This is a genomic window from Waddlia chondrophila WSU 86-1044, from assembly GCF_000092785.1.
Classification (GTDB): Bacteria; Chlamydiota; Chlamydiia; order Chlamydiales; family Waddliaceae; genus Waddlia; species Waddlia chondrophila.
The window spans coordinates 2091288-2116312 of the sequence record NC_014225.1 but is presented as its reverse complement, the minus strand read 5'-3'; the positions used below and the strand labels follow the sequence as shown (position 1 = coordinate 2116312).

The window sequence follows — 25025 nt, the reverse complement described above, 5'->3', positions numbered from 1 at the left end:
TTAAGAATCTGCTTGAGCGGATTCCATTTCTTGAGGCTGTGGATTCAGTTTGAGTTGATATTTTTCAATCACTTGTTTTTCAATCTCTTCAAGAAGATCTTTATTTGCCTTCAACTGTTCTCTGACCGCTTCTCGTCCTTGACCTAGGCGATCGCCTTTATAGCTGAACCAAGCTCCTCTCTTGTCGATAATTTGGTACTCTGTCGCCATATCGATGACTGATCCTGTACGGGAAATGCCTTCGTTGAACAAAATATCGAATTCCGCAGCTCGAAAAGGTGGGGCCATTTTGTTCTTCACGACCTTTACTTTTACACGGTTGCCCATTTCATTGTTGTCGGGACCTTTAATGCCTCCTGTTCGCCGAATTTCCATGCGGACGGAAGAGTAGAATTTCAGCGCTCGACCTCCTGTGGTCGTTTCCGGATTTCCATACATTACCCCAATTTTTTCCCTGATCTGGTTAATAAAAACAGCGCAGGTGTTGCTTCTTGCAAGAGTTGCCGTTAATTTTCTCAGAGCTTGCGACATCATACGCGCCTGCAATCCCACAAAGCTGTCTCCTATCTCCCCTTCTAATTCTGATTTTGGAACGAGTGCTGCAACTGAGTCGATGATGATCACATCGACAGCATTGGAACGCGCCAGTGTCTCTGCAATGTTAAGGGCTTCCTCGCCGCAATCCGGCTGTGAAATCAACAATTCTTCAATATTGACACCGATTTTCGTTGCATAGCTTGGATCAAGCGCATGCTCGGCATCAATGTAAGCTGCCAGCCCGCCGGATTTTTGAGCATTTGCGACGATATGTAAAGCAAGGGTTGACTTACCGGAAGATTCTGGACCGTAAATCTCTACAATGCGTCCGCGTGGAACACCGCCAATTCCAAGAGCTACATCTAATGCCAATGTTCCGGTTTTTATGACCCCTATTTCCTGTTGAGAGGCGCGTGAGCCTAACGACATAATGGCTCCCTCTCCAAATTGTTTTTTTATGTGGCTGACAGCTAAGTCTAAAGCCTTTTTTCGTTCACTATCGGGTGGTTGCGCCATTGTTATCTTCTCCTGTTTGATCGATGGGTGAAGCGATCATCATACAGGAATGCATGGGGATATTCTACGAGAAAATGACGGAACGGATCTGTACCGCGAATTTAAAATAATAAAAGGCGATTTAGAGAAATGTCGTGTGCTTCGATGGGAAGTAGTGTCTGGGAATACTGCTCCTTAAATCCAATACCGTAGGTAAGGGTAGAGTCATTTAAACGGGCTAGGAGGCGGTCATAGAACCCTTTGCCATAGCCAAGTCGATGGTATTGGCTGTCGAAAGCAATTCCTGGGATAAATGCCAAAAAAATCTCATCTTCTACAATTTTTTCACACAAGGCTGGATCTGGCTCTACGATTCCCCATGCATTCGGAACGCATTGATGATCGACTTCTTCCACTCGATAGAGATCAAGATGCTCCTCATGTATTTTGGGCAGGCAAAGCTTGCCGTTTTTGGCGAGATAATCGTTGAATTCATCCATTGAAATTTCATTACGAAAGCTAAAAAAAGAGAGAACGGAGCGAAAATTTTCTGTCTGTTGTGTTAATTCTTTGAAGAGTTTGGATTGAGCTTCCTCCCGCCGGCTTTTTTGTATTTGGCTTCTTATGGAAATCCAGTGATCACGCAAGGCACGTTTCATGAGGCTTGCGGCGCAGGCTCGCCAAATTGATAATTCACTTTTTGAAGGAAATTTCCTTCCGGATCATATAGGGTTGCTGTCCCTTTTCCATCGCGTACTTGGCTGACAGGCTGTTTGTCTCCCTTGCGGTAATAGTCGCCTCTTAAGAGTTTGTCAAATTCGTACTCTTCAATCAGCATCAGACTGCCATCCATATACCAAGCTGTTGAGAGGCCATTTTTGGCGTTGCGGCTCATTTCTCGATTGCTTTCCTGTACACCGTTTTCATACCATGTTTTGGCTATTCCCTGGATTTTTCCTTCATACCAGGTGACAGACATTTTCGGCTGATCTCTTAGGTGAGGCTGTTCATAATATTCGATTTCTACACCATGTTTGGCTTCGTTTTTCACATAATAGGTCCGAAATATTTTTCTGTCAGATCCAAACACCTTCACTTCGCCTTCCGGAATTCCATTTTTAAATTGGTGAATCTCTGAAATATGGGAACGGCTAAAGGTTGCGCGAAAGCCTTCGCCATCGTTGATTTGAGCAACAAGATGGCCTTGCTTGTCGAAATAGCGTCCAAACTCTAAGCGGCCGTAGTTAAAGCACTCTTCAGAAGCGAGTTCTCCAGAGTCCCAGAATCTTTTAGAGGTGCCGTGGCGGGAACCGTTTTCATAGTTGACGAAGAGGAGAAGGTCTCCGTTATCTAAAAAAATTTCCTCTGTTCCATGCGGACGATTGCCTTTAAAAGGTGTCCGTTTCCAGAGATTTCCATTAATGTGAAACTCACTTGATATACCGTTTAATTTTCCTTTTTCGTAGTTAAAATCGGCGGTTTGCCTGCCTTCTCTATCCCAAACAATTGCATGTCCTTCAAAAAGCCAGGTCTCTTCTGCCTGAGTGTTTAAATCAGGCTCTCCTCCGATCACGCAAACTTGAAGTTTGATCTGCCCATTGTCATGCCACTCGATATAAGGCCCGTAAGCGCGTGAGTTAACGATCTCAAGATATTGTTTGGGTTGGCCGTTTTCATAATAGCTCGTCATTTTGGCCTTGATGTTTCCGCTCTTATCCCTATCGTAGATCCGTAGGATTTTTTGGTAGGATTGAGGATCTGAAAAATTTGTGTTTTTGTATTGTTTCAACCGCTCTTTATTACTGACGGTTTCTGCCATGCCGTTTCTGTCGATAAAACTGATGGATCGCAGTGTCTCGTCTCTTTGCATCATGCGAGAGGTTTGACATCCGCTGAGAAGGGTGAGGGAAATGAGGCTGTGAGTTAAATATTTCATGGCTATAAGTATTCGCGTTTTAAAATTTTCATATTCAACAACAAAACTTCGTTATTTTCCGAAGCTTCTTTTTTATCGATTTTGAAGTCTAAAATGATCATTTGCGGGCGATTGGGCCCTGGTTTGTTTGTTCCTATTGTTCTTCCCTCAACCAGGGAAAGGATTCTTTTAAGGTCATTGATATTAATTTCTATCGGGTGGACTAAAGTGGCTGTTGTTTCTTGAAAAAAGGGATATGTTTGGACATTGCTTTCTGAAAAAAGTAAAGAGTTTTTTTGGCTAGTGATGTAATCCAATCTTTTGCGTACGCTTTCGTCTCCTGCAAAGTAACGGTTATTAACAAGTTTTTGCAGAGACTCGATTTCCGGAGAAAGAAATGTCTGCGACTCTAGATATTTATCGACGTAAAAATGATCGGCTCCTTTAAAGTGCTCTTTGACAGCCATGTTAAGGGCCTGTTTCTTTTCTCGGCTAAAAGCTTGCGCTTCTACTAAAGTTAGCGAATTTTTTAAATTTTCCACTTCCGTCAGTTGGCCTGAAAGATAAAATATTGTGAAGAAAATGGGAATAAAGCCGATCACAAGAAGATAAAGAATCATGCGTGATTGAGGAATTCCTTTCATCGGCTACTTCCTTTTCCCTGTAGGATATAGAGTGCGATCCTTCAGGAAGAATGAAGCGCGGTAGCGGCCCCTTTCTGCACTCCATTTCACATCCTCGTTTGGATCGACCATTTCATTGGGTGCTAGTAAAATGTCGTGAAATTCCCTGGCATATCGAGGTGTAGGGGTAGAAAATTCCAGCTCTACCTTCACTTGGTACCGCTCTCTTTTCTTATTGATATCTGGCCGTTTGACCATTTTATAGCTTAAACTTTCAAGAGAAATTGTGTCGCTGCCGTTTTTTTCTTTAGAAGGTTTTATGTGGGGATAATTGCTTAGCCATGCCAGAAAATCGCTAACATTAGGTGTGTTTGGGAGCAAAGGAAATGTATCAGGGGTTTCTTTGATTTCATTTTCTATGAGTTGAATTCGGTAAGCGATATCACTCTGAGACATTTTTTTTAAGAGAACATCCGAGCCATTTTCGAACGTTTTGATATAAGGGGTCTTTTTTTTGATTTCTGCTTCCATTTCGTTGAACGGTTTATTCATCAACTCCAATAGGTTCAGGTATTCCTTGCGTAAAGAATCTTCTTTGTATGCAATATAGGCGTTTCCAAAAAATAGGATAACTCCGGATAACAATGCGCAAAAAGCAAAATAGATTGCGATGGGCTTCTTGATTCGCTTCCATGGATATGGGTAGAGATATTCTTTTTGCCGGAAGTTGATTTGATGGCTTGAACCGGAAACTGCTTGAAGAGCCAAGCCTATGGGCAGAGCAAACTGTTGAAGTTCTAAGGGAGTTAAAGAAAATCCTTTCGTGTTTTTAGGGGTGTGCAGTTTTTTCTTCAATGATTGATTCAAACGATCTGGAAGGTTGATCAATGCAGAGCTGTTTCCTGTGAGTAAAAGATGATCAATCTCCTGGGCGGGATGCTGCTTTGCCAGAGCATATAAGCACTTTGTAATTTCAATGCTTAATTTTTGAATTTTTTGAAAAAGTTTGGGGTGGGATGTTGTAGTGACTGCATTCGCATCGCAATTTTTTAATTCTTTCTCTAATTTTTTATCGATCAAGCCGCTGTCTACGGCAAAAGCCTCTTCCAAATCCTTGATTCCACTTCCAATGGTTTGGGAGTTTAATAATATTCCGTTATTTACCAGTAAACAGATTGTTTCTTCGCGGCCTAGGTGTAGCAGATAGTGAAGGCCGTCAATGGGAGAGAAAGTTTTTGAAAAAGTGCTCAAAGCTGCTTGTGAGCAGGAAATAACTTCCGGCTCAACCCCAACTTCGTGCCAAATTGCTATGTGTTCGGATATCAGTTCGTTTTTCACTGCACAAACTGTCAAGTCCGTGTGATCCAATCCTTTTCCTGAAATCATGCGGTCGACAATCGCATCCTTGACAGGAAATGGCAATAGAGGCTCTGTTTGAAATTCCAAAACTTGGTCAATATCTTTTTCTTTGGAAAGCTGAACAGTCAAATTTCTCACCATCACATCGGAAGCCGGCATGCCTGTGACGATAAGATCCTTGTTCAACAGAGAGCGCAACTGTTTCTCCGATTTTTCCGTGTAAAGCGGCTTTACATGGTTTGGAGGTTCGAGATCTAGTGGGATTGAGAGGATTTTTCCTGTAGAGAGGCGTCCTTTTTTCCACTTGATCTGCACAGCGCGGATTTCTTTTTCATCGATCTCCAATCCGGTTGTATGGGAAGAGGTTGGTTTTTCTGTGGTCATAATGCTGGATATTATAGCAGATGTTGATTTTTACTATATACCGAATCAACTTAAAATTTAGGGCGTTCAAGTTGAATGTTTTTGTTTTAAGTTGTTTATTATAAGTTGATTATGTTTCAATGATTATTGTTAGAGATTGACGGTACGCTGTTTTTCCTGTAAAATAGTCTTCTGCCAAGTTTTATGGAGAATTGATGCTGATTTTATTGATAGACCGGATTTTCCTCGTTTACATGATTATGTTGTTTGTAAGGATCTTGGGTTCTTGGCTTCCAGAGTTAAACGAATATAAATTTATGCAGTTCGTCCGTTACTACACAGATCCTTATCTAAACGTTTTTCGTCAAATCATCCCACCTTTGGGCATGATCGACTTTAGCCCGATTGTTGCCTTTTTGTGTTTGGGGATCATCGAACATTTCACTAAATGGTTGGCCTACACTCTCTTTTATTAAATGAAATTTATTCAAACTCCTTTTAAGCTGGGAAATATCTCCCTTCCAAATAATGTTTTCTACTCGCCGTTGGCTGGTTGTTCCGATTTTCCTTTTCGGCAAATGTGCGCTCAATACAACCCAGGCCTTATCTATTGTGAAATGGTCAAGATGGATGCGTTGATTCGGCACGATCCGGCGACTTTTCATATTTTGGATTATGAAGAAGGCATGCATCCGATTGGCGCCCAACTTTGCGGAAGCAAGCCTGAATTGGCCGGTAAGGCTGCTAAAATTCTTGAGGATCTTGGCTTTGATGTGATTGACTTGAATTGCGGCTGCCCTGTCGATAAGGTAACCAAAGATGGAAGTGGATCCGGTTTGTTAAAACAGCCGGAAAAAATCGCGGAAATTTTATCTGAAATGGTGGCTGCGGTAAGCGTTCCTGTTACGGTGAAGATTCGCGCCGGTTGGGATGATGAGTCAATTATTGCCGAGGAGATTACTCGCTTGGCAGAGAAGGCTGGAGCTGCAGCGATTGCGATCCATGGCAGGACGCGGAAACAGGCTTACCGTGGAGACGCTAATTGGGATTATATCAAGGCTTGCAAAGAAACGGCAGGGAAGATAAAGGTGATCGGAAATGGCGATGTCTTTGACGCTGAAGCTGCGGAACAGATGTTCAGGTACACCGGTTGCGATGCTGTTCTCGTTTCAAGAGGAACAATGGGAAAACCATGGATCGCAGAGGATATTCAGCGTCATTTGTGCGGTTTGAAACCTGTGGAAAGAACTCTGGAAGACGATAGAAAGGCGTTGCTTGAACACTACCGATTTGCCAGCCGCTACCATAGCGACCGCAGAACCGTGCTTGAAATGCGAAAGGTGGGGTGTTGGTATTTGAAAAAATCTCCGGGAACACGTGATTTCCGCGGTTTAATCAGCAAAGCAAAAAATTTAGAGGAAGTGCGGGAGTTGATTGAAAATTATGGGTGCTGTTGAGATGCATGCGATTGTTCACGGAAGAGTTCAAGGTGTTTTTTTTCGCGACACGACAAAACGCAAAGCTTCTGAAATGGGAATTTCCGGCACGGTGGAAAATTTGCCGGACGGAACGGTGGAGATTTTTGCTATCGGAAAACGGGAAGATCTTGAGAATTTGATCGAAGAGCTTTCGGGAAAAAAAGGCCCGGGCTATGTCAAAAACGTAGATATTTCTTTTAGGGAACCTGCACACGTCTATGATGGTTTCAGGATAATTTTCTCATAAAAATTTCATCATCTTCAAAATTATCAAATCAAAAATTTTTTCAACTTTAAATAATCAATTTTATTTGATAGAGTGGCAGATGCCGCGTCAATTCATTTCTGAGCCAGGGCGCATCGTGTTTATCCAACTGACGGTGCGTCCTATGAGAGAAGGAACTTTTTTGTGTCTGAAGATGACAATGAAAATACATTTAAAACGTTGTTCGACGTTGTTATCCCCGATCTAGATTACTACTTGAGACAAATCGATTGCCGCGATGGATGCCCTGTCAACACAGATCCTCGAGGGTATATGATGGCTTTGCACTCAGGAAAGATGTTGGAAGGGTATAAAATCGCACGCGGTCCTAATCCATTTGCATCGATTTGCGGAATCATTTGCGGAGCCCCTTGCGAGATAAGCTGCCGCCGCGACCGAGTGGATAAAACTTTGACGATCCGGGCTCAAAAAAGATATCTGGACGAATGGTTTGGTCTCGATAAAGAGGCTCACATCAAGTCTTTGGAAATGAGCTATGCTCGCGGAAGCACGAACCCGAAGCCGAATGGCCTTAAGGTCGCTTGCATAGGAGCCGGCGTGGCATCATTGACTGCTGCTCACGACTTGTTGCGCCTTGGCTATGCTGTTGATGTGTATGAAATGATGCGGATGGCCGGCGGGATGTTGACTTACGGTGTTCCTACTTATCGTTTGAAGAATGAAGTGGCCCTGAATGAAATTGCTGCAATCGAACATCTGGGAGCAAAGATTTATTATGACATGAAGCTTGGAAGGGATATTACCCTTGATGAGCTGGAAGAAAAATATGATGCCATATTCCTTGGCGTCGGATTGTGGAAGTCGCGAGACCTTCCGATCGATGGGGCGGATGAGCCGGACATTATCAGGGGGATCGAGTACTTGCGTGTGCGTTGCGCTGATCAACCTTGGAAAATCGGAAAGGAGCTTGTTGTGATCGGAGGGGGAAATGTTGCTTTCGATGCCGCTCGCACTTCTATAAGAAACAAGGCTGAAAAAGTGACAATGGTCTGTCTGGAGTCAAGGGATGAGCAAACGGCCGATGAATTTGAGATTGAAGACGGGATGGAGGAAGGTGTTAAGATCATCAACCGCGTTGCTCCGAAAGCTGTTATGAGAGATGAAAACGGTCGCATTTGCGGTTTGAAGGTGCAGCAAATCCACCGCCTTTTTGATCATGATGGAAAATTCAATCCTCAATTGGTGCCTGAAACAGAAACGATCATCCCTTGCGACAGCGTCGTCTTGGCTATTGGCCAATCTATGGATACAAGCTTCCTAAATGGGTGGAAGAAGCGGGATGCGCTTGCGATCGAAAGAGGGGTGATTAAAACAGAAAAAGGAACTGGAAGAACTTCTGTTAAAGGAATTTATGCAGGAGGAGATGCTGCATTTGGAGCGGCTCTGTTCATCACAGCAATTAGACATGGGCAAGAGGCTGCCCGCGCGATCGATCATGATTTACTAGGAACGACCCCTTATAGGGAGTTTGTTGGGGAATTTACAGAAATTTCTCCCATGCGGGATAAGACTTATTTACGGACAAAGTGGGCCCTGCCTTCTCTTCAACCGGCCGAAATACGTAAAACTAATTTAAATATGGTTGAAAACAACTACACGGACCAAGAGGCGCATGAACAGTCGAACAGGTGTTTACAATGCCATGTCAGCCCTGTATTTGATGGATCCCTTTGCATTAAATGCAATGGATGCGTCGATGTCTGTCCGTGCAATTGTTTAAAACTTGTTCCGATTAGTCAGTTGAATTTGGATGCCGGTGAAGGCAACTTGAGAAAGGCTGTCGATCATTACTACGGTGTCGATTCCTATGAAATGGAAGAAGATGAGATGGATCAAATGGGATCTGCAATGCTGAAAGATGAGGATCTTTGTATCCGCTGCGGTTTGTGCGCTGAAAAATGCCCTACACAGGCTGTGACGATGGATGCGATGAACTACACATTTCGCTGGATTGGATAATGGTTTGGTATTTGGCTGTGACAATTTTATTTGCTTTAGCTGGAATGCTGATTTATATCTATTACCTGCGCAATGGACAGTTTGATGATATGGAAGATGTGAAATACCAAATGTTTCGAGATGAGGAATAGCAGATAAGTTTATGCCAAAATATCGGAATTCTCTAAATGTCGATAAGGATGAAAGGGATCCTATGATCTCAAGGCGTTCTTTTTTAGCTTTGATGGGTGTGGGCGCTTGCATTCTAGGCGCCGCCCAAATGGTCAATGTTTCTTTGTTGGGATATTTATATCCTAATGCGATGAAAGTGCCGCCGAGCGTTTTTTCTATTGGAAGGCCGGAGGATGTGCTTTCTTTTGACGGGAAAATTTTCAATGCTAAACAAAAAGTTTTTATCGAATCAAAGACTGGGAAAGTGCGTGTGCAGACAGCAGTCTGTACGCATTTGGGATGTACAGTGAATATGGTGGATACGGGATATGCATGTCCCTGCCATGGGTCGACATACGATCAATTTGGGCGCAATACTGGAGGGCCTGCTCCTTTGCCTTTGGTTTTTTTCGAGATATACAAAGGCGCTTCTGGGGATTTAATGGTTGACAAGTCGAAGGCTACTCTTGATTGGGAGGCTGCGTGGTTCACGCCTGCCGTATAATATAATACATGGATTGAAGTAATGGCTGTATACAAAGGAAACAGACGAACAACCTGGGCTGAGCATATTGCCAATTTGCCTCGGGATTTTATCCGTTCTATTTTTCGGCACAATTATCCGAATAATGATGTCGATCGCTCGGAAATTGTGTTTAAGAACTTCTTTTTACATTTTCATCCTGTGAAGTGTCATAAGCGTTCCCTGAACCCATTTCAAACACTTGGCTTGGGAACGATCACTGCCAGCATGTTTTTGATTCTTGTATTCACCGGCGTGGTTTTAATGTTTTATTATATCCCTGCAGAGGATCGCGCTTATGATATCATGAAGGATTGGCAGGATACGACACCATTTGCCATGATGTATCGCAACATGCACAGGTGGGCTGCGCATTTGATGGTGATGTTTGTCTTTCTTCACATGAGCCGTGTGTTTTATACCGGCGCTTACAAGGGAGCACGCAAGTTCAATTGGGTAATTGGAGTGATTCTTATGGTGTTGACTCTGGTTTTATCGTTCACCGGATATTTGCTCCCTTGGGACCAGCTTTCGTTTTGGGCGGTTACAGTCGGATCCAACATCGCAGGCTACGTTCCCAACATTCCTGGATTTGAACACAACGTCAACCGTGTGATGCTGCTTGCGTCAACCTCTGTTGGACAGGATGCTTTGATCCGCTTTTACGTCCTTCATGTGGCCGCGCTTCCATTAATAACCGGGACGTTGATTGGTGTTCACTTTTGGCGGATCAGGAAAGATGGCGGGTTGGCCCGTCCTCCTGATCGCCTGCGCCCGGATCCTTACCGCGTTGTGCAGCGTTCCGATACGAAAGAGTCGTTTGCTCCTGGAGTGAAGCGCACTTACGGTTTGATGGAGCTTGTCAGAGGGACTTGTCCGACAGTGGATAAAGGGCCTTACAACTTTGTGTTTACCTGGCCCCATCTTCTAAGGGCTGAGCTTGTTTGCTTTTTTCTTTCTCTTGTGCTGGTTCTCGGTCTTTCATTTATTAATGCTCCCCTTGAAGAACCGGCAAATCCGAGTAAACCTCCTAACCCTTCGAAAGCGCCCTGGTACTTTCTCGGTTTGCAGGAGATGGTCGCTTATGATGCGTTTTGGGGAGGCGTAGGCATTCCAGGCCTCATTATTGTTGGCCTGATGTCGATCCCCTATTTGGATCGCAATCCTCGAGGAGAGGGGGTTTGGTTCCATCGGAGCAGGTATTTGGGAATTTTCTTGTACACTCTATTTATGACTTGGCAAGGAATTTTGATTATTGTCGGCACTTACTTCAGAGGTGCGAATTGGGGCTGGGTGTGGCCTTGGACGGAAAATTTTGCAAGGCATTAGGGTGATCAAAGATGCGTGGTGATTGGTATCAAATCTCATTGATTTTTTTAGCGGTGATTGTCACGGCGTTTTTTGGCGGATTTTTATATAAAGAACTTTTTCCGGAATATAAAATCTACCAGAACACCTACATTGCACTTGAAGAATTCCGCTCCAGCTATACCGGTCAACCTCCTCCTCCTTTCGAATCAAAGATCAAGCAGATTGTGTTGGAGAAGCCGGATAACGGCCCTCCCGTCATCGATCGCTGCACTTCGTGCCACGTTGCTGTCCAGTTCTCCCACTTTTCCCCCACTCAGCAAGCTGCCGATATCAATGGGAATCCCGTTTATGATGAATCGGGACTGCCGGTCCTTGAACCGAATCCGAGTTATATTTGGACAAAACTAGATCAAAAAATCGATACTCTTAAAAAAGAAGGCAATGACAAGGAAGCGGAAAATCTGCAGGCGCTGAAAACGGTTAAAGTTGGCGAGCATGTTTACGACATGACAAAAGTGCTTCGCGCGCACCCTTTAATCGGTAGGGAAACTCGCCCTTTTGAATACCACTCCATTGACGAGTATGGATGCACCGTTTGCCACAGTGGAAACGGTCGAGGGCTGACGACAGAAAAGGCGCATGGACCTGTATTTGATGGTCAATATGAGGCTGAATACATGGGGCCGGAACCTGAGTTTCTTGAAAAAGATCCTTTAAATGATCCGCAGTTTTCAAAAGTGTTCAATCATAAGCCCGGTCATGAGCTTCTCTTTCAAACAACTCCCATTTATGTAGGCGCTCTTCTACAGGCTAACTGCGTCCAATGCCACAATTCAACATCTGAAGCATTGGAAGATGCTGCTAGAGAAACGAGTATTGTCGAAAAACGGCGCGAAGAAAAATCAAAAATTATCAAAGACGCGTACGAAAATGAAAAAAAAGCGCTTGTCTCATTAATTGCCCTGAAAAAAGAGCTGGAAAAAAGTGGTTGGAATCAGACAGTTGAGTATTTAACGCAAGGAACCCAGGATTTTAGATCATCCGATGAGCAGATTGCTGCCGTGAAATCGCAACTTGAATTTGTTAGAAAAGCGGAAAATACTGAAAAAGCAATTTCAGCAATTGATGAGCGGATGGAGGAAATATTAGGATCGCAGAAACTCGTAGAACAGATCGCGCAAAATAGCGGCAGCATCGATACATTTCTCGAAAAGCATTCGGGAAGCGGTACATTGTTCGTTAAAAAATCAGCTTTGAAAAAAGATAAGGTGTTGATGGCTTATGCAGAATCAGCGCAGTCTACCATTCGAGAAACGGTTGCCGATGAAAACATCCGAGGAGTTCTGAAGTCTGAAATCGACATGCTCATATCGGATTTCCACCGTGGAGAAAATTTGTATTTTTCTCAAGGCTGCTACGCATGCCTTCGAATTGATGGACTTGCTCGCGGAGGAGTGGGTCCTGAGCTGACGAATATTGGGAACTTCTATCCTTGGTATATCAAAGAATCGATGGTTTGGCCTCAGGCTGATCTTAAAACATCTACGATGCCCAATTTTCATCTTGATCATGAGGAATTAGAAGACTTAACGACGTTTCTTCTCGCGCAGAAGGGAAGGCGCCCTGCCACTTCCGAACCTGCTTATAAAACCCGTTTGATGGAATGGGAATCGGGATACAAGCTCCCTTGGGAGAAACCGATTAATCCGGCAAATCTCAACAATCTCCGCTATTCCATGACGGTGTTTGCCACCGAAGGATGTGCTGCCTGCCATCGGCTGAAAGGTTTCACGTCCAATATAGGCTTTAAAATAGAAAAAGGGAAAACTCCTTCGTTTGAAACGCTTTTTAAAGAAAGGGAATGGTTTAGAAAGACGATTGCTGAGGAGATTTCCGGATCGGAACTGGCCAAAATCTTAGATAAGAAAAGCGATGAGATCGACTCCCGCATTGTCAATGACGTTAGATCCGGTTCGCTTCTTGAAGAGTTGGAAAGTACGCATCCGCAGTTGATAGAGTCCTACAATACAGCATTCAAATATGCCAAGCGTGCGAAAAATCATCATTATCAAGAAAAACTTTCTCAAGCAAGCGATCCAAGTGAAAAGAAAAGAATAAAAGCAGAGTGGGATCAATGGCAGCAGCGGGTCAACCGCGTCCTGATGATGTATGTTCAGGAGTATGGCCTTGGTCGATTAGTTGGACCTCGTCCCAATTGGTCGGGAATTTATCGCTCAGATGAATGGTTAATTGAGCATTTTAGAAAACCTTCCAAGCATGTTGCGCGTTCCATCATGCCTGTTCTGCCGTTTGATGATAGTAAATTTTACGCCCTGACTTATATGCTTGATCGAATTGCTGTTGAAAACCGCGATGAAGTGAGAAAAATTTGGGATACATTCGGTTTCGATCCCGCTATGGCTTATGATCTCCACTGCTCCCAGTGCCATGGAGATCACAAGCGCGGCAACGGCCCTGTGGCAGAGTGGATCTATCCAATTCCGAAAAATTTAACCAATGCGGATTTCTTGCGAAATCTGACGCGCGATAATGCTGTCATATCGATCACTCATGGGGTGCTTGGAGGGCCGATGCCTCCTTGGGGAGAGGTTGCCGATGGTAAGAAAATCATCGGAAGCGTTCCAGTTTTGACCGAAAGCGAGATCGATCAGTTAGTCGATTGGCTGTATGCGCCATTGGAAGGTGCAAGCATTTACCAAACACCGGAAGAGGTGGATAAATGGCAGTATCAGCCTGGAGATTTGCTTAAAGAACTTAAAAAAGAAAGGGGTAAGTTGAGGCCCGTTGCTAAGGAAGAACGCGTTGATGAGGTGTTTGATGTCGTTTCCAATCCTTATAAGGAAGGAGAAAACAATCTCTACTACATTAAAAAACGATACTACACCCAGCACAATTTAGAGGAAGGGCGTGAATTTTTTGAGTTGAATTGTGCTGTTTGCCACGGAAAAGAAGCTGACGGCCAAGGGTATCGAGCAGGAACCATGTTCGATGCAAAACCTCGAATGCTGACAAATTTTGAGTGGATCAATACCAGAGACGATCTCCGTTTATTGAGATCGATCAAATATGGGGTTCCCGGCACTTCCATGACTCCTTGGGGTGATCAAACGAGTGCTCTGCAGCGGCTGCAGCTGGTCATGTACATCCGTTCACTGTCAAATGAACAGAAACAAAGAGATCGTTTGACGACTGTTATTTACGAAATGTATGAGGAGGAAGGGCTGGTGCTGGAGCAGTCTCGAACCGATCAATATCAGAGGGTCAATGAACTTAAAAATGCGATTAAAGAAACCAAGAGAGCTCTGTTAACAGGGACTCTTTCCGAAGCGGAAGCGGCAGACGCCTACAAAAAAGAGCTGTCACTGAGTCAGAAGATGCAGATGCTGCAGGCTGTGGATCAATTGGTTGTGGATATGAGAGAGAAGCTTCAAAAAGAGTCGGACATTTTGCGGAATGTCGGAGTCCAATTGCTGGGAATCCAAGAAGAAAAAGCGCTTTTTGATCAATATTTGCAGTTAATCAGTCTCAATTCCATCCACTACTCTCTTGCAGATGGTCAATTGAAGCTCAGTCATGATGCAGAAAAGGAGTTACAGATCCAAACCCTGAGTAAGAAAATGCTTCAGGAAGTTCTGGAGACGCTTCAAACACTGGAAAAAGAGAAAATCTTAGTGGAAGGGCGCTTACCCTCCAATGAGAGAAGCGAATCTCTTGAAGATCTGAACGGGAAGATTTTGAAATATAAACTTTTGCAAAAAGCATTGGCTTCCGGGCAGGAAGAGGCTAAACGTTTGAGAGATCAACAGATTGAACTCTACGCAAATTATGAAAAAAAATTGAAAATATGGAAAAAGAGAAATGACATCGGCAACGAAATACAATGATTTACCCGTAAAATTGATGATTTATCCTTCGTTGATCTTTCTGATTGCTGGAATGATTATCGGAGTGTTCATGGCGTTCAATGTATTTGTCTTTCCCGATTATTTTTCAGGGGAATACATTCACTTTGGCAAAATTCGTCCGATTCATGTCGGACATGTCACTTTTTTATGGTTGCTTTCTTCTGGTGTAGGCCTTTTTTATTTTTTTATTCCGCGGTTATGCGGCGTGCCTTTATGGAGCCCTAGGCTTGCTTGTTTCACTGCTGCCATTTGGTGGTTGTCATTAATTGTTGCCGTTTACTCTTATCCGTTTGGAACGAATTTCGGGTGGGAGTATGCTGAAATTCCCAATACGGTTTGGTATATTCCGGTGAAGCCTCTGTTTGTTTTAGCTTGGGTCTTAGTCTCTGTTAACCTGTTCGCAACGATTTTTAATCGAAAATACAAACAAATGTACGTTTCTGTTTGGTATGTCATGGGGACGTTAATTTGGACAACATTTATCTATATTGCAGGGAGTTATGCTGTGATGTGGGTCCCAGGAGGGATTTCGAGAGTGAATATCAGCTGGTTTTATGTGCACAATATTGTTGGGTTGATTTTTACTCCAATGGGGTTGGCTGCAGTTTATTACTTCTTACCAAAAACAACAGACACTCCTATCTATAGCCATCGTTTGTCGATGATCGGTTTTTGGTCGATTGCATTTATCTATGGATGGATTGGCGCTCACCATATGATCCATGGGCCAATTTCTCAGTGGCTGCAAACAATCTCAATTATTTTTTCTATTTTGATGTTTATTCCTGTGTGGACCGTGGTATTTAATCTTTTTTCCACGCTCTTGCCTAAATGGAAAGAATATACGCAGAGTGCAGCTGTGCGTTTTTTAATGATGGGAGTGATGTTTTATTTTGTGACATGTATCCAGGGACCTGTGATGGCTTTGCGCAATGTCAATGAGATCACTTCCAAAACGGACTGGGTGATTGGACACGCCCATGTTGCGCTTTACGGAGCATTTACTTTTTTTGCAACAGGTGCCATTTACTATGTGATTCCTATCATCACTAAAAAACCGTTGTGGTCCGAAAGATTGGCTGATGTGCACTTCACGTTGAGTATGTTCGGCTCCATCCTGTTCATGATGGCGCTGCAGTTTGGCGGGTTTTATCAAGGGCTTTTGTGGTCTCACTGGGCTGATGGCACCACTTATGCAGAGTTTCATAGTCAGTTGACTTCCTTATCGTTTTTACAAACTGTGGCTCAAATGCATCCGTTTTGGATTATGCGTGCGGTCGGTGGATTGATTATTTTAATTTCGAATTTATTGTTTGTTGGGAATATGTTTAATACGATCGTTCTGAAAAAGACTCAACATCTAGAGGTGGCGGCGTGAGCGGAAAACAAGGTAATTTTTTTTACAAAATTGAATGGTCTGCGTGGCTGACGATCATAGGAATTCTCATTTTGTTTTCTTCGGCTGTGATCGTGACATTGATCGCTCCAAGGCATATCGATTACACGTGGGTGCAGCCAACGAGTGATTATCAGGTGCAGATGTATGAAGTGGCCGATCCCAATATCTATTTCAGCAGTCATGATTCGGAGCTTCAGGCAGTGTATCATTTGCAAGATGGGTATTCTCTCACAGCTTTTAAAGAATCGAAAACAGTTAGATTTGTTGCCCCTCCCCATTTGCAGAAATACATCACTTTTTATGGAGATGATGCATTGAAGCTTAGCTCCCGCCTGATTCTTTTGCGCAATCCGGAATCTGCTTTGGCCGGCAACCCTTTTGATGGAGCAAAGAGGGCTGAAGCTTTGCAGAAAGAGCTGCAGGCTTCATGGGAACGGGAACATTCTGATTGGCGCGATCAGGGATTGCAAAGACCTTTTTTTCATATTCTTGAGCTTTTTGAACCTGAAGGAAGTGAAGCTTTCGCCATTGCTCCTATTGACAGAGTGCAAGAGAGTTGGGTTGATGAAAACTTTATCATTCTCGACGAAGAAAAAAAACAACCGTGGCATTCTTCAAAAGGAGTGGTCTATATCAACAATCCCCATGAATACCGTGTAAAATACTTTGAGTCTGGTGGAAAAGAAGAATGGAGATTTGATCCGAGTGGAGAATCGATCAAAAATCTTGAGGAACTTCAAGGAAATCTGCTTGGATTTCGTTCAAGAAAAAACTTGATTCAATTAGGGGAAGACCTTTATCGGATTGAAGGGTGCTGGTATTGCCATACAGATCAAACCCGCACGCTTATTCAGGATGTTGTTTTAAATGGAACAGAATCGTATCCGGCTCCACCTTCATCGGCTAATGAGTATATTTATGAGAGAATCACATTTTTGGGGACACGTCGTATTGGGCCGGATCTTTCGAGAGTTGGAATCAAACGCCCTTCTCGTGATTGGCATCAATCCCATTTTTGGTCTCCAAAGACAGAGAGCAAAGGATCGATCATGCCTGCTTTTCAGCACTTTTTCGATGACGATCCCAGAGGAACTTTGGGACGAGGAGTTTCTTTTCCCAATTATAAATTTGAAGCAATTTTTCAATATCTCATGACCAAGGGAACGCGTATCACTCCCCCTACGGAAGCGTGGTGGCTTGGCAAAGATCCCGTGCAGACGATGGAAATTATTCAAGGGCAATACAATAAAGATGAGAGTGTGAAATGAAAGATGGAATCGGTATCTATGGAAGCATTTTCAACTATTCTTTTCTGTTTGTTTTGTTTGGAAGCACGCTTTTTATGTTCTTGTATTTATGGTATAAAGGATTATTAGGGATGGGTGAAGGACCTAAGTATGACATGATGCATATGGATGAAGAAGAGGAAAAGAAATGAGCGATCAAGAAAACGAAATTGAGCAATATGGAGAAACAGGAATTTATACTAAGGATAAAAAAATTCCTGTTTGGCTGAAGTTAAGTTATTTGCTTCTTCCGATTTGGGGGGTCATTTGGATGTTTCTTTACTGGAATGGAGCATGGGGATGGGTTGACCGAGGCCATTGGAATCAGTTGGAGAAAGTTGCTAATACCCAGTTTCCTTTGCAAAATGCAAATCAGCCAGCAGAAAAGAACGACACGCCCTAAACACCTTTTTATTCTTTCCCAAGCATTTTTAGTGTTTCATATTGTGCGCGTGGAACTCTTTCATCAGGGACGAATGGATAGGGCCAGTCAAGCGATGAGTTTCTTTTCAGCTTGACGCTCATGATTCCAAACCCTTCTTCGTCCAGCATCCTCCGGGAAAGTCGATATTAACAGCTTTTGAAGGCGTTTGTTGATGTTTATTTCCCGCTTTCCAGTATTCATCCTGCCATTCAAAAACGATCCCTCCGGCTGCGATTGGGTGATGTTTGACGATATCTTCCCAGTGGCCTTCGATATATAATGCTGTAAGAGTCCCATTATCTGGAAGTTCGGTCATTTGCCCTTCCGGACAAAGCTGATTGAGAAGGTTGATGTCACCGGGTTCGGCGGGAATGATCTTTTCGTTTGAAATGAAGAGTTTTCTGGAACAAACTTTGAGGGAAGGAGCTCGCCTGTTGCTTCAACAGGCTATTGAAAATGAAGTCAATGAATACCTGGAATCGATGAAAGGCAGGAAGGATTTCGAGGGAAGAAAACAATTTGTCCGCAACGGCTACCTCTGAAAGAGAAGTACAAATCTTGATCAGGGGGATTTCTACTAAAACAATCTTGGGAGCAGGAATACAAAGACTGGAACAAGCGCTCTCTTGAAGGAAAGCGCTACGCTTACATCTGGGTAGATGGGATCTATTTGAATGTTCGTCTTGGAGATGACCGAATTTGCTTTCTCGTGATTCTTGGCGCTCTTCCCAATGGTAAAAAGGAACTTGTGGCGATCCACAATGGTTATAGAGAGAGCAAAAGTATTGGAGAGTTTGAAGCGGCGCGGGCTGTGTACAGCTCCTGAGCTTGCGATAGGAGATGGTGCGCTTGGATTTTGGTCGGCAATAGAGGAAGTTTTTCCGAAGACAAAGCAGCAGCGGTGTTGGGTACATAAAACGGCCAATGTGCTGGATAAAATGCCCAAAAGTATTCAAGTGAATGCGAAAAAGGCCATTAATTTATATGGTCCCTACCAAAGAAGATGGACTGGCGGCGTTTGAGGTGTTTTTGAAAACATACCGAGGCAAATACCCCAAAGCCTGTGCTTGTCTTGAGAAGGATAAGGCGCAACTGTTTACCTTCTACAATTTTCCGGCGATCCATTGGCAGCACGTCAGGACAACTAACCCGATTGAATCGACTTTTGCAACAATAAGACACCGGACAAGGCAAACCAAAGGCTGCGGTTCAGTGACTGTTACTTTGACAAACTACAGCCGAGAAAAAACGGAGAAAACTCAAGGGTTGTGAAATGATTGAAAAAGTAATCAACGGTGTGGTCTTTAAAGATGGAGAAGAGGTTCTGGAAAAAGAAAAAGTAGATTAAGAGAATTTTTAAATTAGGGTGCGTTTAAGGATTCGAAACACAACATTTGAAAATATCTCGGATTCCAAGGCAATCTCCATGGAAAAATAGGCGATTTTTCTAGCTTTTCTCGGCTGGTTCATAGACATTGTCCTTTTTTACACCAGAGCATAAACAAAAAATATTTTTGCTTTCAAATTCTTATTATTAAAAAATGAAAATGAATGAATAATCTAAGATTTTTCCTATCTTCCACACCGGCGGCGCGTCAATGGGAAACAATTGGTGTGCGGCATCATCACGGGGTGTGCGTTCCTCTTTTTTCTCTGAGAACACATAAAGGAGAAGGAATTGGAGGATATTTGGATCTTATTCCTCTGATTTCGTGGTTAAAGGAGGTGCATTTTGATCTCTTGCAGCTCCTTCCCCTTTACGACACACATGGAGGGGCTTCCCCTTATGCTCCTGTTTCTTCCTGTGCGTTAAATCCGATTTATTTAAATTTGAATGATTTACCAAATGCAAAACGTTCAGATAAGAGAGAGGAAGTTCTTTCCCGATTAAGTGAGTTAAATCCCTTGCCCCGTGTTGATTATGCGCTTGTCGATCAACTGAAAACAGCGTTTTTGGACGACTATGTTTTAAACGAGGGGGAGGAGTTCTTTCAAAGCCGCAGTTTTGAGCAATTTGTCTGTTCTCAAAGCTGGTTGAAACCTTATGCATTGTACAAAGCGTTGTCATCTCTTTCCGGAACTTCTGATTGGAAAAAGTGGAAACAGCAATGGCGGGATCCATCGGGTAATTGGGATAGGCTATATGAGGATCACCGTCAAATGCTAGATAAGCATTGCTTAATCCAGTATTTTTGTGCTCTTCAGATGGGGGAAGTGAAAAAATTTGCCGATTCAGAAGGCGTCTTGATCAAAGGGGACTGCCCGATTTTGATCGGAAAGGAAAGCGCGGATGTTTGGGCTGATCGATCCCTTTTTAAAGTCGACTATCGGGCGGGTGCTCCTCCTGATTATTACAACCCCGACGGGCAGGATTGGGGATTTCCTCTCTATCGATGGGAGGCGCATGTTGCGCAAGGGTTTGCCTGGTGGAAAAACCGTCTGGCTGCTTTAGAGCCTTTTTGCCATCTCTATCGGTTGGATCATGTCGTTGGTTTCTACAGAATTTGGGCAAAATGGAGTGAGGGCAAAAGCGGTTTTATACCCGAGGATTCTTCTGTGTGGATTTCTGATGGTGAAAGTCGATTAAAGATATTGTTAGAGAGCAGTGATTTACTTCCCATTGGAGAGGATTTGGGCACTGTGCCAAAAGAAGTTAAAAAGTCTCTGAAACACTTGGGCATTTGCGGAACTAAAGTCTTGCGCTGGGAAACTGAAGCATCGGGTAAATACATCCCTTTTGAAGAGTATGAGCCTTTGAGCATGTCTACGTTGTCGACTCACGATTCGGAAACGTTGGCTTCCTGGTGGAAGACGCACAGGGAAGATGCGCGCAATTTCTCCCTTTTTATGGGATGGGAAGATGAGTCGGAGCTGACATTTGCGCGTCATTTGCACGTTCTCAAAGCATGCCATGCGACCCCAAGTCTGTTTCATATCAATCTGATTCAGGAATATCTTAGCCTATTTGATGAGTTGTCCCATTCTGACCCTGCGGATGAGCGGATCAATACCCCTGGAGTGGATTCGGCCGACAACTGGACTTATCGTTTGCGGCCGACAATCGAGGAGATCAGGTCGCATCAAGAGTTGCAAAAAGTCATGCAGGAAATTTCATCTATTCGTTCTTGAAGTTTGTCCGGGTATTAGGGCGCAATCACAGGTTTAACGGTGAACGGCTCTTCATTGAGGTAGAGCTGTCCGTTCCTGATTTGGATCTCATTGCTATTGCGGACATCGCTTGAAAAAAGCGGGTAAGTCAGCATGAGAAATAAAAAGAAAAAATATTTGCACAAATAGCAATATCGGGATAGGTTCATAGCTCTTATGCAACCTTGTGCTTTTCGTGCGTATGAGGAACCCTGCCATAGATATCCAGAAAATGTTCCATTTCGTCTGCTAACGCTTTCGCGTTGTTGCTTCTCAGGTAATCAACGAAGGTGCCGTCGAAATCCATCTTTTTAAATTCTTTGTAGCATTCAAGCTCGATTGAACGCTTCTCATCCCGAGACTCTGCATCCCACCATTCCATGATGATCCTGTCTAGATGCCATTTTTGATTGTCGGTAAAACTCATTTCTCCCTCCTCTTAATTTATTAAAACTTTCTCAATTTAATTATATTTAAAATTATTTATATAATCAAATTAAAAAAAAAACGGGCCCTTTTATAGATAAGGGCCCTAGGAGGAGGATAGGAGGAACTTTTTATCTTTTGATTAAGTTTTATATTAACACTGTTTTATTAAGTAATAATAAAGATTAAATAATAATTTAAATTATTCCTTTTGTGTAAAAATTTTCCATATATAATTGTTGGGAAATATTAATTGTATGCTTTATTAATGCAATAGTTGGAATTGCCAAAGCACTGATTGGAAATACGATAGCAATCGCCAGAGTCGTTAACATTGCGATATTCGAGGCTGTTCCAATCACACCCACTGTGATTTTTCTATTCATTAACAAATGAATATCGGAAAGCTTTTGATTTGTTTTTGTTAAATTAGATCCTTTTTCTAACTGATCGAGTAATTGGGTCATGATCTTCAAGATTTTTTCGTCGGTGTGTCTTTTTACTTTGTTGATCTTTTTCGTTCTCAATATTTCAATTTTGCGCTGAATTTTTTCGGAGTTTCCTGAATATTTTTCTTCAATTTTATTCTGTTCTTCCAATGTGACCCGTAGTTTTTTCTCCAAATCCTCTCTAAGCTTTCGAAGATCGTGCATCGTTTTGACTTCTTTAGGAATTTGATGTTTTTGTATGCCTTTATTAATGAGGTCGTAGATTCCTCTAATTGAAGCGTAACCAAGCAAAGTGATGGCGATTGGCAGTGCGATTACGCTGAATGCCGTTACTACAGGAAAAAGTTTTAAAGTGCTAGCAGACTCAAAAAAAGTGATTGCCGAATCCAAAGCACTCAAAGGGGTCGTCAATAGTGAAAATCCACTTAACACCAGTCCCTCGATATCATGAATCGATAAATTTTGTAAAAATTTTTTTATGTCCGATGGATATTGACTCAAAATTAATACCGCGTTAACGGCGTGTGCCAGCCCTAAAGCCGCAATGGCTTTTAGCATTTTCGGCTGAAATTTAGGAATTTTAATCGCAATGATCTTCATTCCTCTTCTTGCAATTTGATAGCTGTTTCTTATGTAGCTCCAAAGAACATCGCGGAATTTAGTGAATAAAGTATCGACTTTTTTCCAAAGTTGATGAGATTTTTTTTCCGTTGTCCCCATGAAAGCTGGAGACGTGAAACTCATATCGTTTAATTCAATATTCATTTAAACCCAAGTTTTATTAAAAGTTTATTAAGTTTAAATTATATTTATATCTGTTTTTTAAATCAAATGATATGTGTTTATTCTTTATAAAAACTTTTCATTTCTTTATTGATTTCTTCTAAACGTATAATGGAATAGTTGCAAGGCGGGAGGCTGCTTAAGAATTGCTTCCCATAGGAACGGGTAATCAGCCGGGAATCAAGGCAAACGATGCAGCCGCGATCTTTTTTATGACGAATGAGTCTTCCGAATCCCTGTTTGAATTTCACAATGGCAGAAGGGAGATGATAGCTGTAGAAGGGATTGTTTCCTTTTTCCTTAATGAACTCAGTCCGCGCTTGAAGCAGAGGTTCACTGGGAACCCGGAACGGAAGCTTGACAAGAATCACGCAACGAAGCGCGTCTCCTGCTACATCTACCCCTTCCCAAAAAGAGTCTGTGCCAAAGAGAACAGAGGATTTTGTCTTTTTGAATTGATCGAGAATCTCTTTACGGCTGGTTGTCCCCTGTTTGAATAAGGGATATCGAGATTCTTGCAACCGTTTTTCGAGTGCACCAGCGCACTTTTCCATCATGCCATACGAAGTAAAAAGCACAAAGGCGTTTCCTTGGCTTGCTGTGATTGCGTTCCAAATCGCAGCCACAGCTTGGTCAAAAAAGGAGGGATCTTGTGGATCGGGCATATCTTGGGGGATAATCAGCTTTGCTTGGGTTTCGTAATCGAATGGCGACTGATACTGTCTTTCGATCATCCCTTTCCCGTCTAACAGCGACTCTTTTAAACCGATCCTTTCTTGAAAAAAATGGAAATTTTTATTTGTTGAGATGGTTGCAGAAGTTAAAATCGTTGTCTCCAAAGAAGAGAATAATTTTTGCGCCATCAATTCTCCGATTTCCAACGGGGCTTGAATTAAATGGATATTTGTGGATGTTTTTAAACGATTTGTTTCGATCCAACGCACTTTCGTTGAAGGACATTCTTTAAGAATGATTGTTCCAATGATTTCGGAAGCTTGGATCAGCCGGTTTAAAAGTGCTTGAATTTCTAGTCGAAGCCCTTCTGTTTTCTCTTGCAGCTGAGCGTCATCAATGTGCAAAAGTTCGTTGAGCAGTTGATTTGCGCTTTGGATATATTTTTTGCTGCTGTCTAGAACGGTTGTTGTCAATGGAACGATCCCATTTTTCCAGTCAGATTGGAGATAATGGCTGGGAATCAGGCGAATTTTGGCTTCTTCATCACTTTTCTGCCTTTGTGCGAATGAAATCAGGACCGTAAAAAAATTGGCAAGATGGATTTGTAGATCTTTTCTTAGGCTAGGCAAATCGATGTTTAATCGGGAAAGAATCGGTGTGATCTCCGGCGGTGTCTGCTTCAAATAGTGGAGCATGATGCGGTCTTTAAGAGCTGCGAGTTTTCCCTGTCTGTCTGTTCCCAATCTTCCCATTAAACGCATGAGTGAAATGTAGGATACGCGATCGGCAAAAAAATTTGTGGCAGCATCTTCAATACGGTGGGCCTCGTCCAAAACAACTCTTCTATATTCAGGCATCAACCCTCCTCCTTCCCGAATCGCAAGGTCTGCGAAAAGCAAACTATGATTGGAAATGAGCACCTGCGCTGTTTCTGCTTCCTTGCGTGCGCGGAAAAAGTGGCAATTTTTGTAATAGGGACATTTGCGAAAGCTGCATGTATCCCCTTCCGCGCATACTTTTTCCCAAACATGGTATGAAGGAGTGATCGAAAGGTCTGAAAGTGTGCCGTCTGCTGTCAATTCTGCCCAGTCTTCAATATGGGACAGCTGCTCATATTCTTTATCCGGCAGCGTGCGCTTTTCAACTTTTGCCTCTTCGAGTTTGCGTAGGCAAAGGTAGTTTGACATCCCTTTAACCAGGACGGCTTTAATATCGGATCCGAGTGCTCTTTGCGCCAGCGGGAGATCTTTAAACAGCAGCTGTTCTTGTAAAGTGATTGTATTGGTGGAAATGACAACGCGCTCTTTATGCTTGATTGCCCAAAGAAGGCTGGGAAGCAGGTAAGCTATGCTTTTTCCCACCCCCGTGCCTGCTTCGATCACAGCAATTTTTCTGCTTTCGAAAGCTTCAAGTACATCAATCAACATCTCCTGCTGAGGTTTGCGCTCTTCATAACCTGGAATCAGCTGGCTGAGCGAACCTTCAGGAGATAAAATTTTCTGAAGCACGTC

At 43.0% G+C, this 25025-nt stretch carries 23 protein-coding genes and 1 pseudogene; 14 read left to right on the top strand and 10 right to left on the bottom strand.

From position 1 onward, the window contains the following. From recA to WCW_RS09455, 5 genes are all read right to left on the bottom strand, one after another. Positions 1–1053, bottom strand: coding sequence for a recombinase RecA (gene recA / locus WCW_RS09475; RefSeq protein ID WP_013183004.1), 1053 nt, complete (start codon positions 1051–1053; stop codon positions 1–3). Positions 1054–1154: 101 nt separating this feature from the next. After that, on the bottom strand, positions 1155–1691 hold the full coding sequence (locus WCW_RS09830; RefSeq protein ID WP_013183003.1) for a 5-formyltetrahydrofolate cyclo-ligase: 537 nt from the start codon (positions 1689–1691) through the stop codon (positions 1155–1157). Continuing rightward, a complete protein-coding gene (locus WCW_RS09465; protein ID WP_162268180.1) occupies positions 1688–2905 on the bottom strand; it encodes a toxin-antitoxin system YwqK family antitoxin in 1218 nt (405 codons plus the stop codon). The genes WCW_RS09830 and WCW_RS09465 overlap by 4 nt, the downstream gene beginning before the upstream one ends. Before the next feature lie 65 nt (positions 2906–2970). Next, entirely contained in the window at positions 2971–3591 is a 621-nt protein-coding gene (locus tag WCW_RS09460; protein ID WP_013183001.1) for a hypothetical protein, read from the bottom strand. Between the two features lie 3 nt (positions 3592–3594). Beyond that, complete coding sequence (locus WCW_RS09455; RefSeq protein WP_013183000.1) at positions 3595–5313, bottom strand: type IV pilus biogenesis protein PilM; 1719 nt, start codon at positions 5311–5313, stop codon at positions 3595–3597. Positions 5314–5507: 194 nt separating this feature from the next. On the opposite strand from WCW_RS09455, the gene WCW_RS09450 reads away from it, so the two are divergent. From WCW_RS09450 to WCW_RS09405, 12 genes are all read left to right on the top strand, one after another. Then, positions 5508–5768, top strand: a complete 261-nt coding sequence (locus tag WCW_RS09450; RefSeq protein ID WP_041941626.1) for a YggT family protein — start codon at positions 5508–5510, stop codon at positions 5766–5768. Next, positions 5769–6749, top strand: coding sequence for a tRNA dihydrouridine synthase DusB (gene dusB, locus WCW_RS09445; protein WP_013182998.1), 981 nt, complete (start codon positions 5769–5771; stop codon positions 6747–6749). After that, on the top strand, positions 6736–7017 hold the full coding sequence (locus WCW_RS09440) for an acylphosphatase (RefSeq protein WP_041941625.1): 282 nt from the start codon (positions 6736–6738) through the stop codon (positions 7015–7017). The genes dusB and WCW_RS09440 overlap by 14 nt, the downstream gene beginning before the upstream one ends. A 162-nt stretch (positions 7018–7179) precedes the next feature. Continuing rightward, positions 7180–9015 (top strand): FAD-dependent oxidoreductase, encoded by a 1836-nt coding sequence (locus WCW_RS09435; RefSeq protein WP_013182996.1) that lies wholly within the window; start codon positions 7180–7182, stop codon positions 9013–9015. Continuing rightward, entirely contained in the window at positions 9015–9146 is a 132-nt protein-coding gene (locus tag WCW_RS10060; protein ID WP_013182995.1) for a cbb3-type cytochrome oxidase assembly protein, read from the top strand. The genes WCW_RS09435 and WCW_RS10060 overlap by 1 nt, the downstream gene beginning before the upstream one ends. An 11-nt stretch (positions 9147–9157) precedes the next feature. Continuing rightward, positions 9158–9670, top strand: coding sequence for a QcrA and Rieske domain-containing protein (locus WCW_RS09430; RefSeq protein ID WP_013182994.1), 513 nt, complete (start codon positions 9158–9160; stop codon positions 9668–9670). A 21-nt stretch (positions 9671–9691) separates the two neighbouring features. Beyond that, a complete protein-coding gene (locus WCW_RS09425) occupies positions 9692–11017 on the top strand; it encodes a cytochrome b N-terminal domain-containing protein (RefSeq protein ID WP_013182993.1) in 1326 nt (441 codons plus the stop codon). A gap of 11 nt (positions 11018–11028) precedes the next feature. Then, positions 11029–14904 carry a c-type cytochrome gene (locus tag WCW_RS09420; RefSeq protein ID WP_013182992.1) on the top strand — a complete coding sequence of 1292 codons (3876 nt, stop codon included), beginning with the start codon at positions 11029–11031 and terminating at the stop codon, positions 14902–14904. Further along, positions 14879–16303: a cbb3-type cytochrome c oxidase subunit I gene (locus WCW_RS09415; protein WP_013182991.1), complete on the top strand. Its 1425-nt coding sequence runs from the start codon at positions 14879–14881 to the stop codon at positions 16301–16303. The genes WCW_RS09420 and WCW_RS09415 overlap by 26 nt, the downstream gene beginning before the upstream one ends. Beyond that, positions 16300–17592 (top strand): cbb3-type cytochrome c oxidase subunit II, encoded by a 1293-nt coding sequence (locus tag WCW_RS09410; protein ID WP_013182990.1) that lies wholly within the window; start codon positions 16300–16302, stop codon positions 17590–17592. Before WCW_RS09415 ends, WCW_RS09410 begins: the two co-directional genes overlap by 4 nt. Beyond that, positions 17589–17762: a hypothetical protein gene (locus tag WCW_RS10310; protein WP_013182989.1), complete on the top strand. Its 174-nt coding sequence runs from the start codon at positions 17589–17591 to the stop codon at positions 17760–17762. Before WCW_RS09410 ends, WCW_RS10310 begins: the two co-directional genes overlap by 4 nt. Then, positions 17759–18013 (top strand): hypothetical protein, encoded by a 255-nt coding sequence (locus WCW_RS09405; protein ID WP_013182988.1) that lies wholly within the window; start codon positions 17759–17761, stop codon positions 18011–18013. Before WCW_RS10310 ends, WCW_RS09405 begins: the two co-directional genes overlap by 4 nt. Before the next feature lie 118 nt (positions 18014–18131). Here WCW_RS09405 and WCW_RS09400 read toward each other — a convergent pair whose 3' ends face one another. Then, the gene (locus WCW_RS09400) at positions 18132–18350 is read right to left on the bottom strand and encodes a hypothetical protein (RefSeq protein WP_013182986.1); all 219 of its coding nucleotides are present in this window, start codon (positions 18348–18350) and stop codon (positions 18132–18134) included. Positions 18351–18405: 55 nt separating this feature from the next. Between WCW_RS09400 and WCW_RS09390 the strand changes: the two are divergent. Together WCW_RS09390 and WCW_RS09385 are read left to right on the top strand one after the other, a co-directional pair. Further along, a pseudogene (locus tag WCW_RS09390) lies at positions 18406–19382 on the top strand (IS256 family transposase). A 203-nt stretch (positions 19383–19585) separates the two neighbouring features. Further along, positions 19586–21163, top strand: coding sequence for a 4-alpha-glucanotransferase (locus WCW_RS09385; protein WP_013182980.1), 1578 nt, complete (start codon positions 19586–19588; stop codon positions 21161–21163). A gap of 14 nt (positions 21164–21177) precedes the next feature. Here WCW_RS09385 and WCW_RS10305 read toward each other — a convergent pair whose 3' ends face one another. From WCW_RS10305 to WCW_RS09370, 4 genes are all read right to left on the bottom strand, one after another. After that, positions 21178–21351, bottom strand: a complete 174-nt coding sequence (locus WCW_RS10305; RefSeq protein ID WP_013182979.1) for a hypothetical protein — start codon at positions 21349–21351, stop codon at positions 21178–21180. Positions 21352–21356: 5 nt separating this feature from the next. Then, positions 21357–21608 carry a hypothetical protein gene (locus tag WCW_RS09380; RefSeq protein ID WP_013182978.1) on the bottom strand — a complete coding sequence of 84 codons (252 nt, stop codon included), beginning with the start codon at positions 21606–21608 and terminating at the stop codon, positions 21357–21359. 196 nt (positions 21609–21804) lie between these two features. Continuing rightward, positions 21805–22656: a hypothetical protein gene (locus WCW_RS09375; RefSeq protein WP_143876387.1), complete on the bottom strand. Its 852-nt coding sequence runs from the start codon at positions 22654–22656 to the stop codon at positions 21805–21807. A 242-nt stretch (positions 22657–22898) separates the two neighbouring features. Continuing rightward, the gene (locus WCW_RS09370; protein WP_013182976.1) at positions 22899–25022 is read right to left on the bottom strand and encodes an ATP-dependent DNA helicase; all 2124 of its coding nucleotides are present in this window, start codon (positions 25020–25022) and stop codon (positions 22899–22901) included. Positions 25023–25025 lie beyond the last annotated feature (3 nt).

Excerpts from the sequence above, each read along its gene's own strand:
- WCW_RS09450 (WP_041941626.1), top strand. The coding sequence starts at position 5,508 with ATGCTGATTTTATTGATAGACCGGATTTTCCTCGTTTACATGATTATG.
- WCW_RS09440 (WP_041941625.1), top strand. The coding sequence starts at position 6,736 with ATGGGTGCTGTTGAGATGCATGCGATTGTTCACGGAAGAGTTCAAGGT.
- WCW_RS10305 (WP_013182979.1), bottom strand. The coding sequence starts at position 21,351 with ATGAACCTATCCCGATATTGCTATTTGTGCAAATATTTTTTCTTTTTA.
- WCW_RS09385 (WP_013182980.1), top strand. The coding sequence starts at position 19,586 with ATGAATAATCTAAGATTTTTCCTATCTTCCACACCGGCGGCGCGTCAA.
- dusB (WP_013182998.1), top strand. The coding sequence starts at position 5,769 with ATGAAATTTATTCAAACTCCTTTTAAGCTGGGAAATATCTCCCTTCCA.
- WCW_RS09400 (WP_013182986.1), bottom strand. The coding sequence starts at position 18,350 with ATGACCGAACTTCCAGATAATGGGACTCTTACAGCATTATATATCGAA.
- WCW_RS10310 (WP_013182989.1), top strand. The coding sequence starts at position 17,589 with ATGAAAGATGGAATCGGTATCTATGGAAGCATTTTCAACTATTCTTTT.
- WCW_RS09425 (WP_013182993.1), top strand. The coding sequence starts at position 9,692 with ATGGCTGTATACAAAGGAAACAGACGAACAACCTGGGCTGAGCATATT.
- WCW_RS09455 (WP_013183000.1), bottom strand. The coding sequence starts at position 5,313 with ATGACCACAGAAAAACCAACCTCTTCCCATACAACCGGATTGGAGATC.
- WCW_RS09420 (WP_013182992.1), top strand. The coding sequence starts at position 11,029 with ATGCGTGGTGATTGGTATCAAATCTCATTGATTTTTTTAGCGGTGATT.
- WCW_RS09460 (WP_013183001.1), bottom strand. The coding sequence starts at position 3,591 with ATGAAAGGAATTCCTCAATCACGCATGATTCTTTATCTTCTTGTGATC.
- WCW_RS09415 (WP_013182991.1), top strand. The coding sequence starts at position 14,879 with ATGACATCGGCAACGAAATACAATGATTTACCCGTAAAATTGATGATT.
- WCW_RS09465 (WP_162268180.1), bottom strand. The coding sequence starts at position 2,905 with ATGATGCAAAGAGACGAGACACTGCGATCCATCAGTTTTATCGACAGA.
- WCW_RS09375 (WP_143876387.1), bottom strand. The coding sequence starts at position 22,656 with ATGAAGATCATTGCGATTAAAATTCCTAAATTTCAGCCGAAAATGCTA.
- WCW_RS09430 (WP_013182994.1), top strand. The coding sequence starts at position 9,158 with ATGCCAAAATATCGGAATTCTCTAAATGTCGATAAGGATGAAAGGGAT.
- WCW_RS09405 (WP_013182988.1), top strand. The coding sequence starts at position 17,759 with ATGAGCGATCAAGAAAACGAAATTGAGCAATATGGAGAAACAGGAATT.
- WCW_RS10060 (WP_013182995.1), top strand. The coding sequence starts at position 9,015 with ATGGTTTGGTATTTGGCTGTGACAATTTTATTTGCTTTAGCTGGAATG.
- WCW_RS09830 (WP_013183003.1), bottom strand. The coding sequence starts at position 1,691 with ATGAAACGTGCCTTGCGTGATCACTGGATTTCCATAAGAAGCCAAATA.
- recA (WP_013183004.1), bottom strand. The coding sequence starts at position 1,053 with ATGGCGCAACCACCCGATAGTGAACGAAAAAAGGCTTTAGACTTAGCT.
- WCW_RS09380 (WP_013182978.1), bottom strand. The coding sequence starts at position 21,608 with ATGAGTTTTACCGACAATCAAAAATGGCATCTAGACAGGATCATCATG.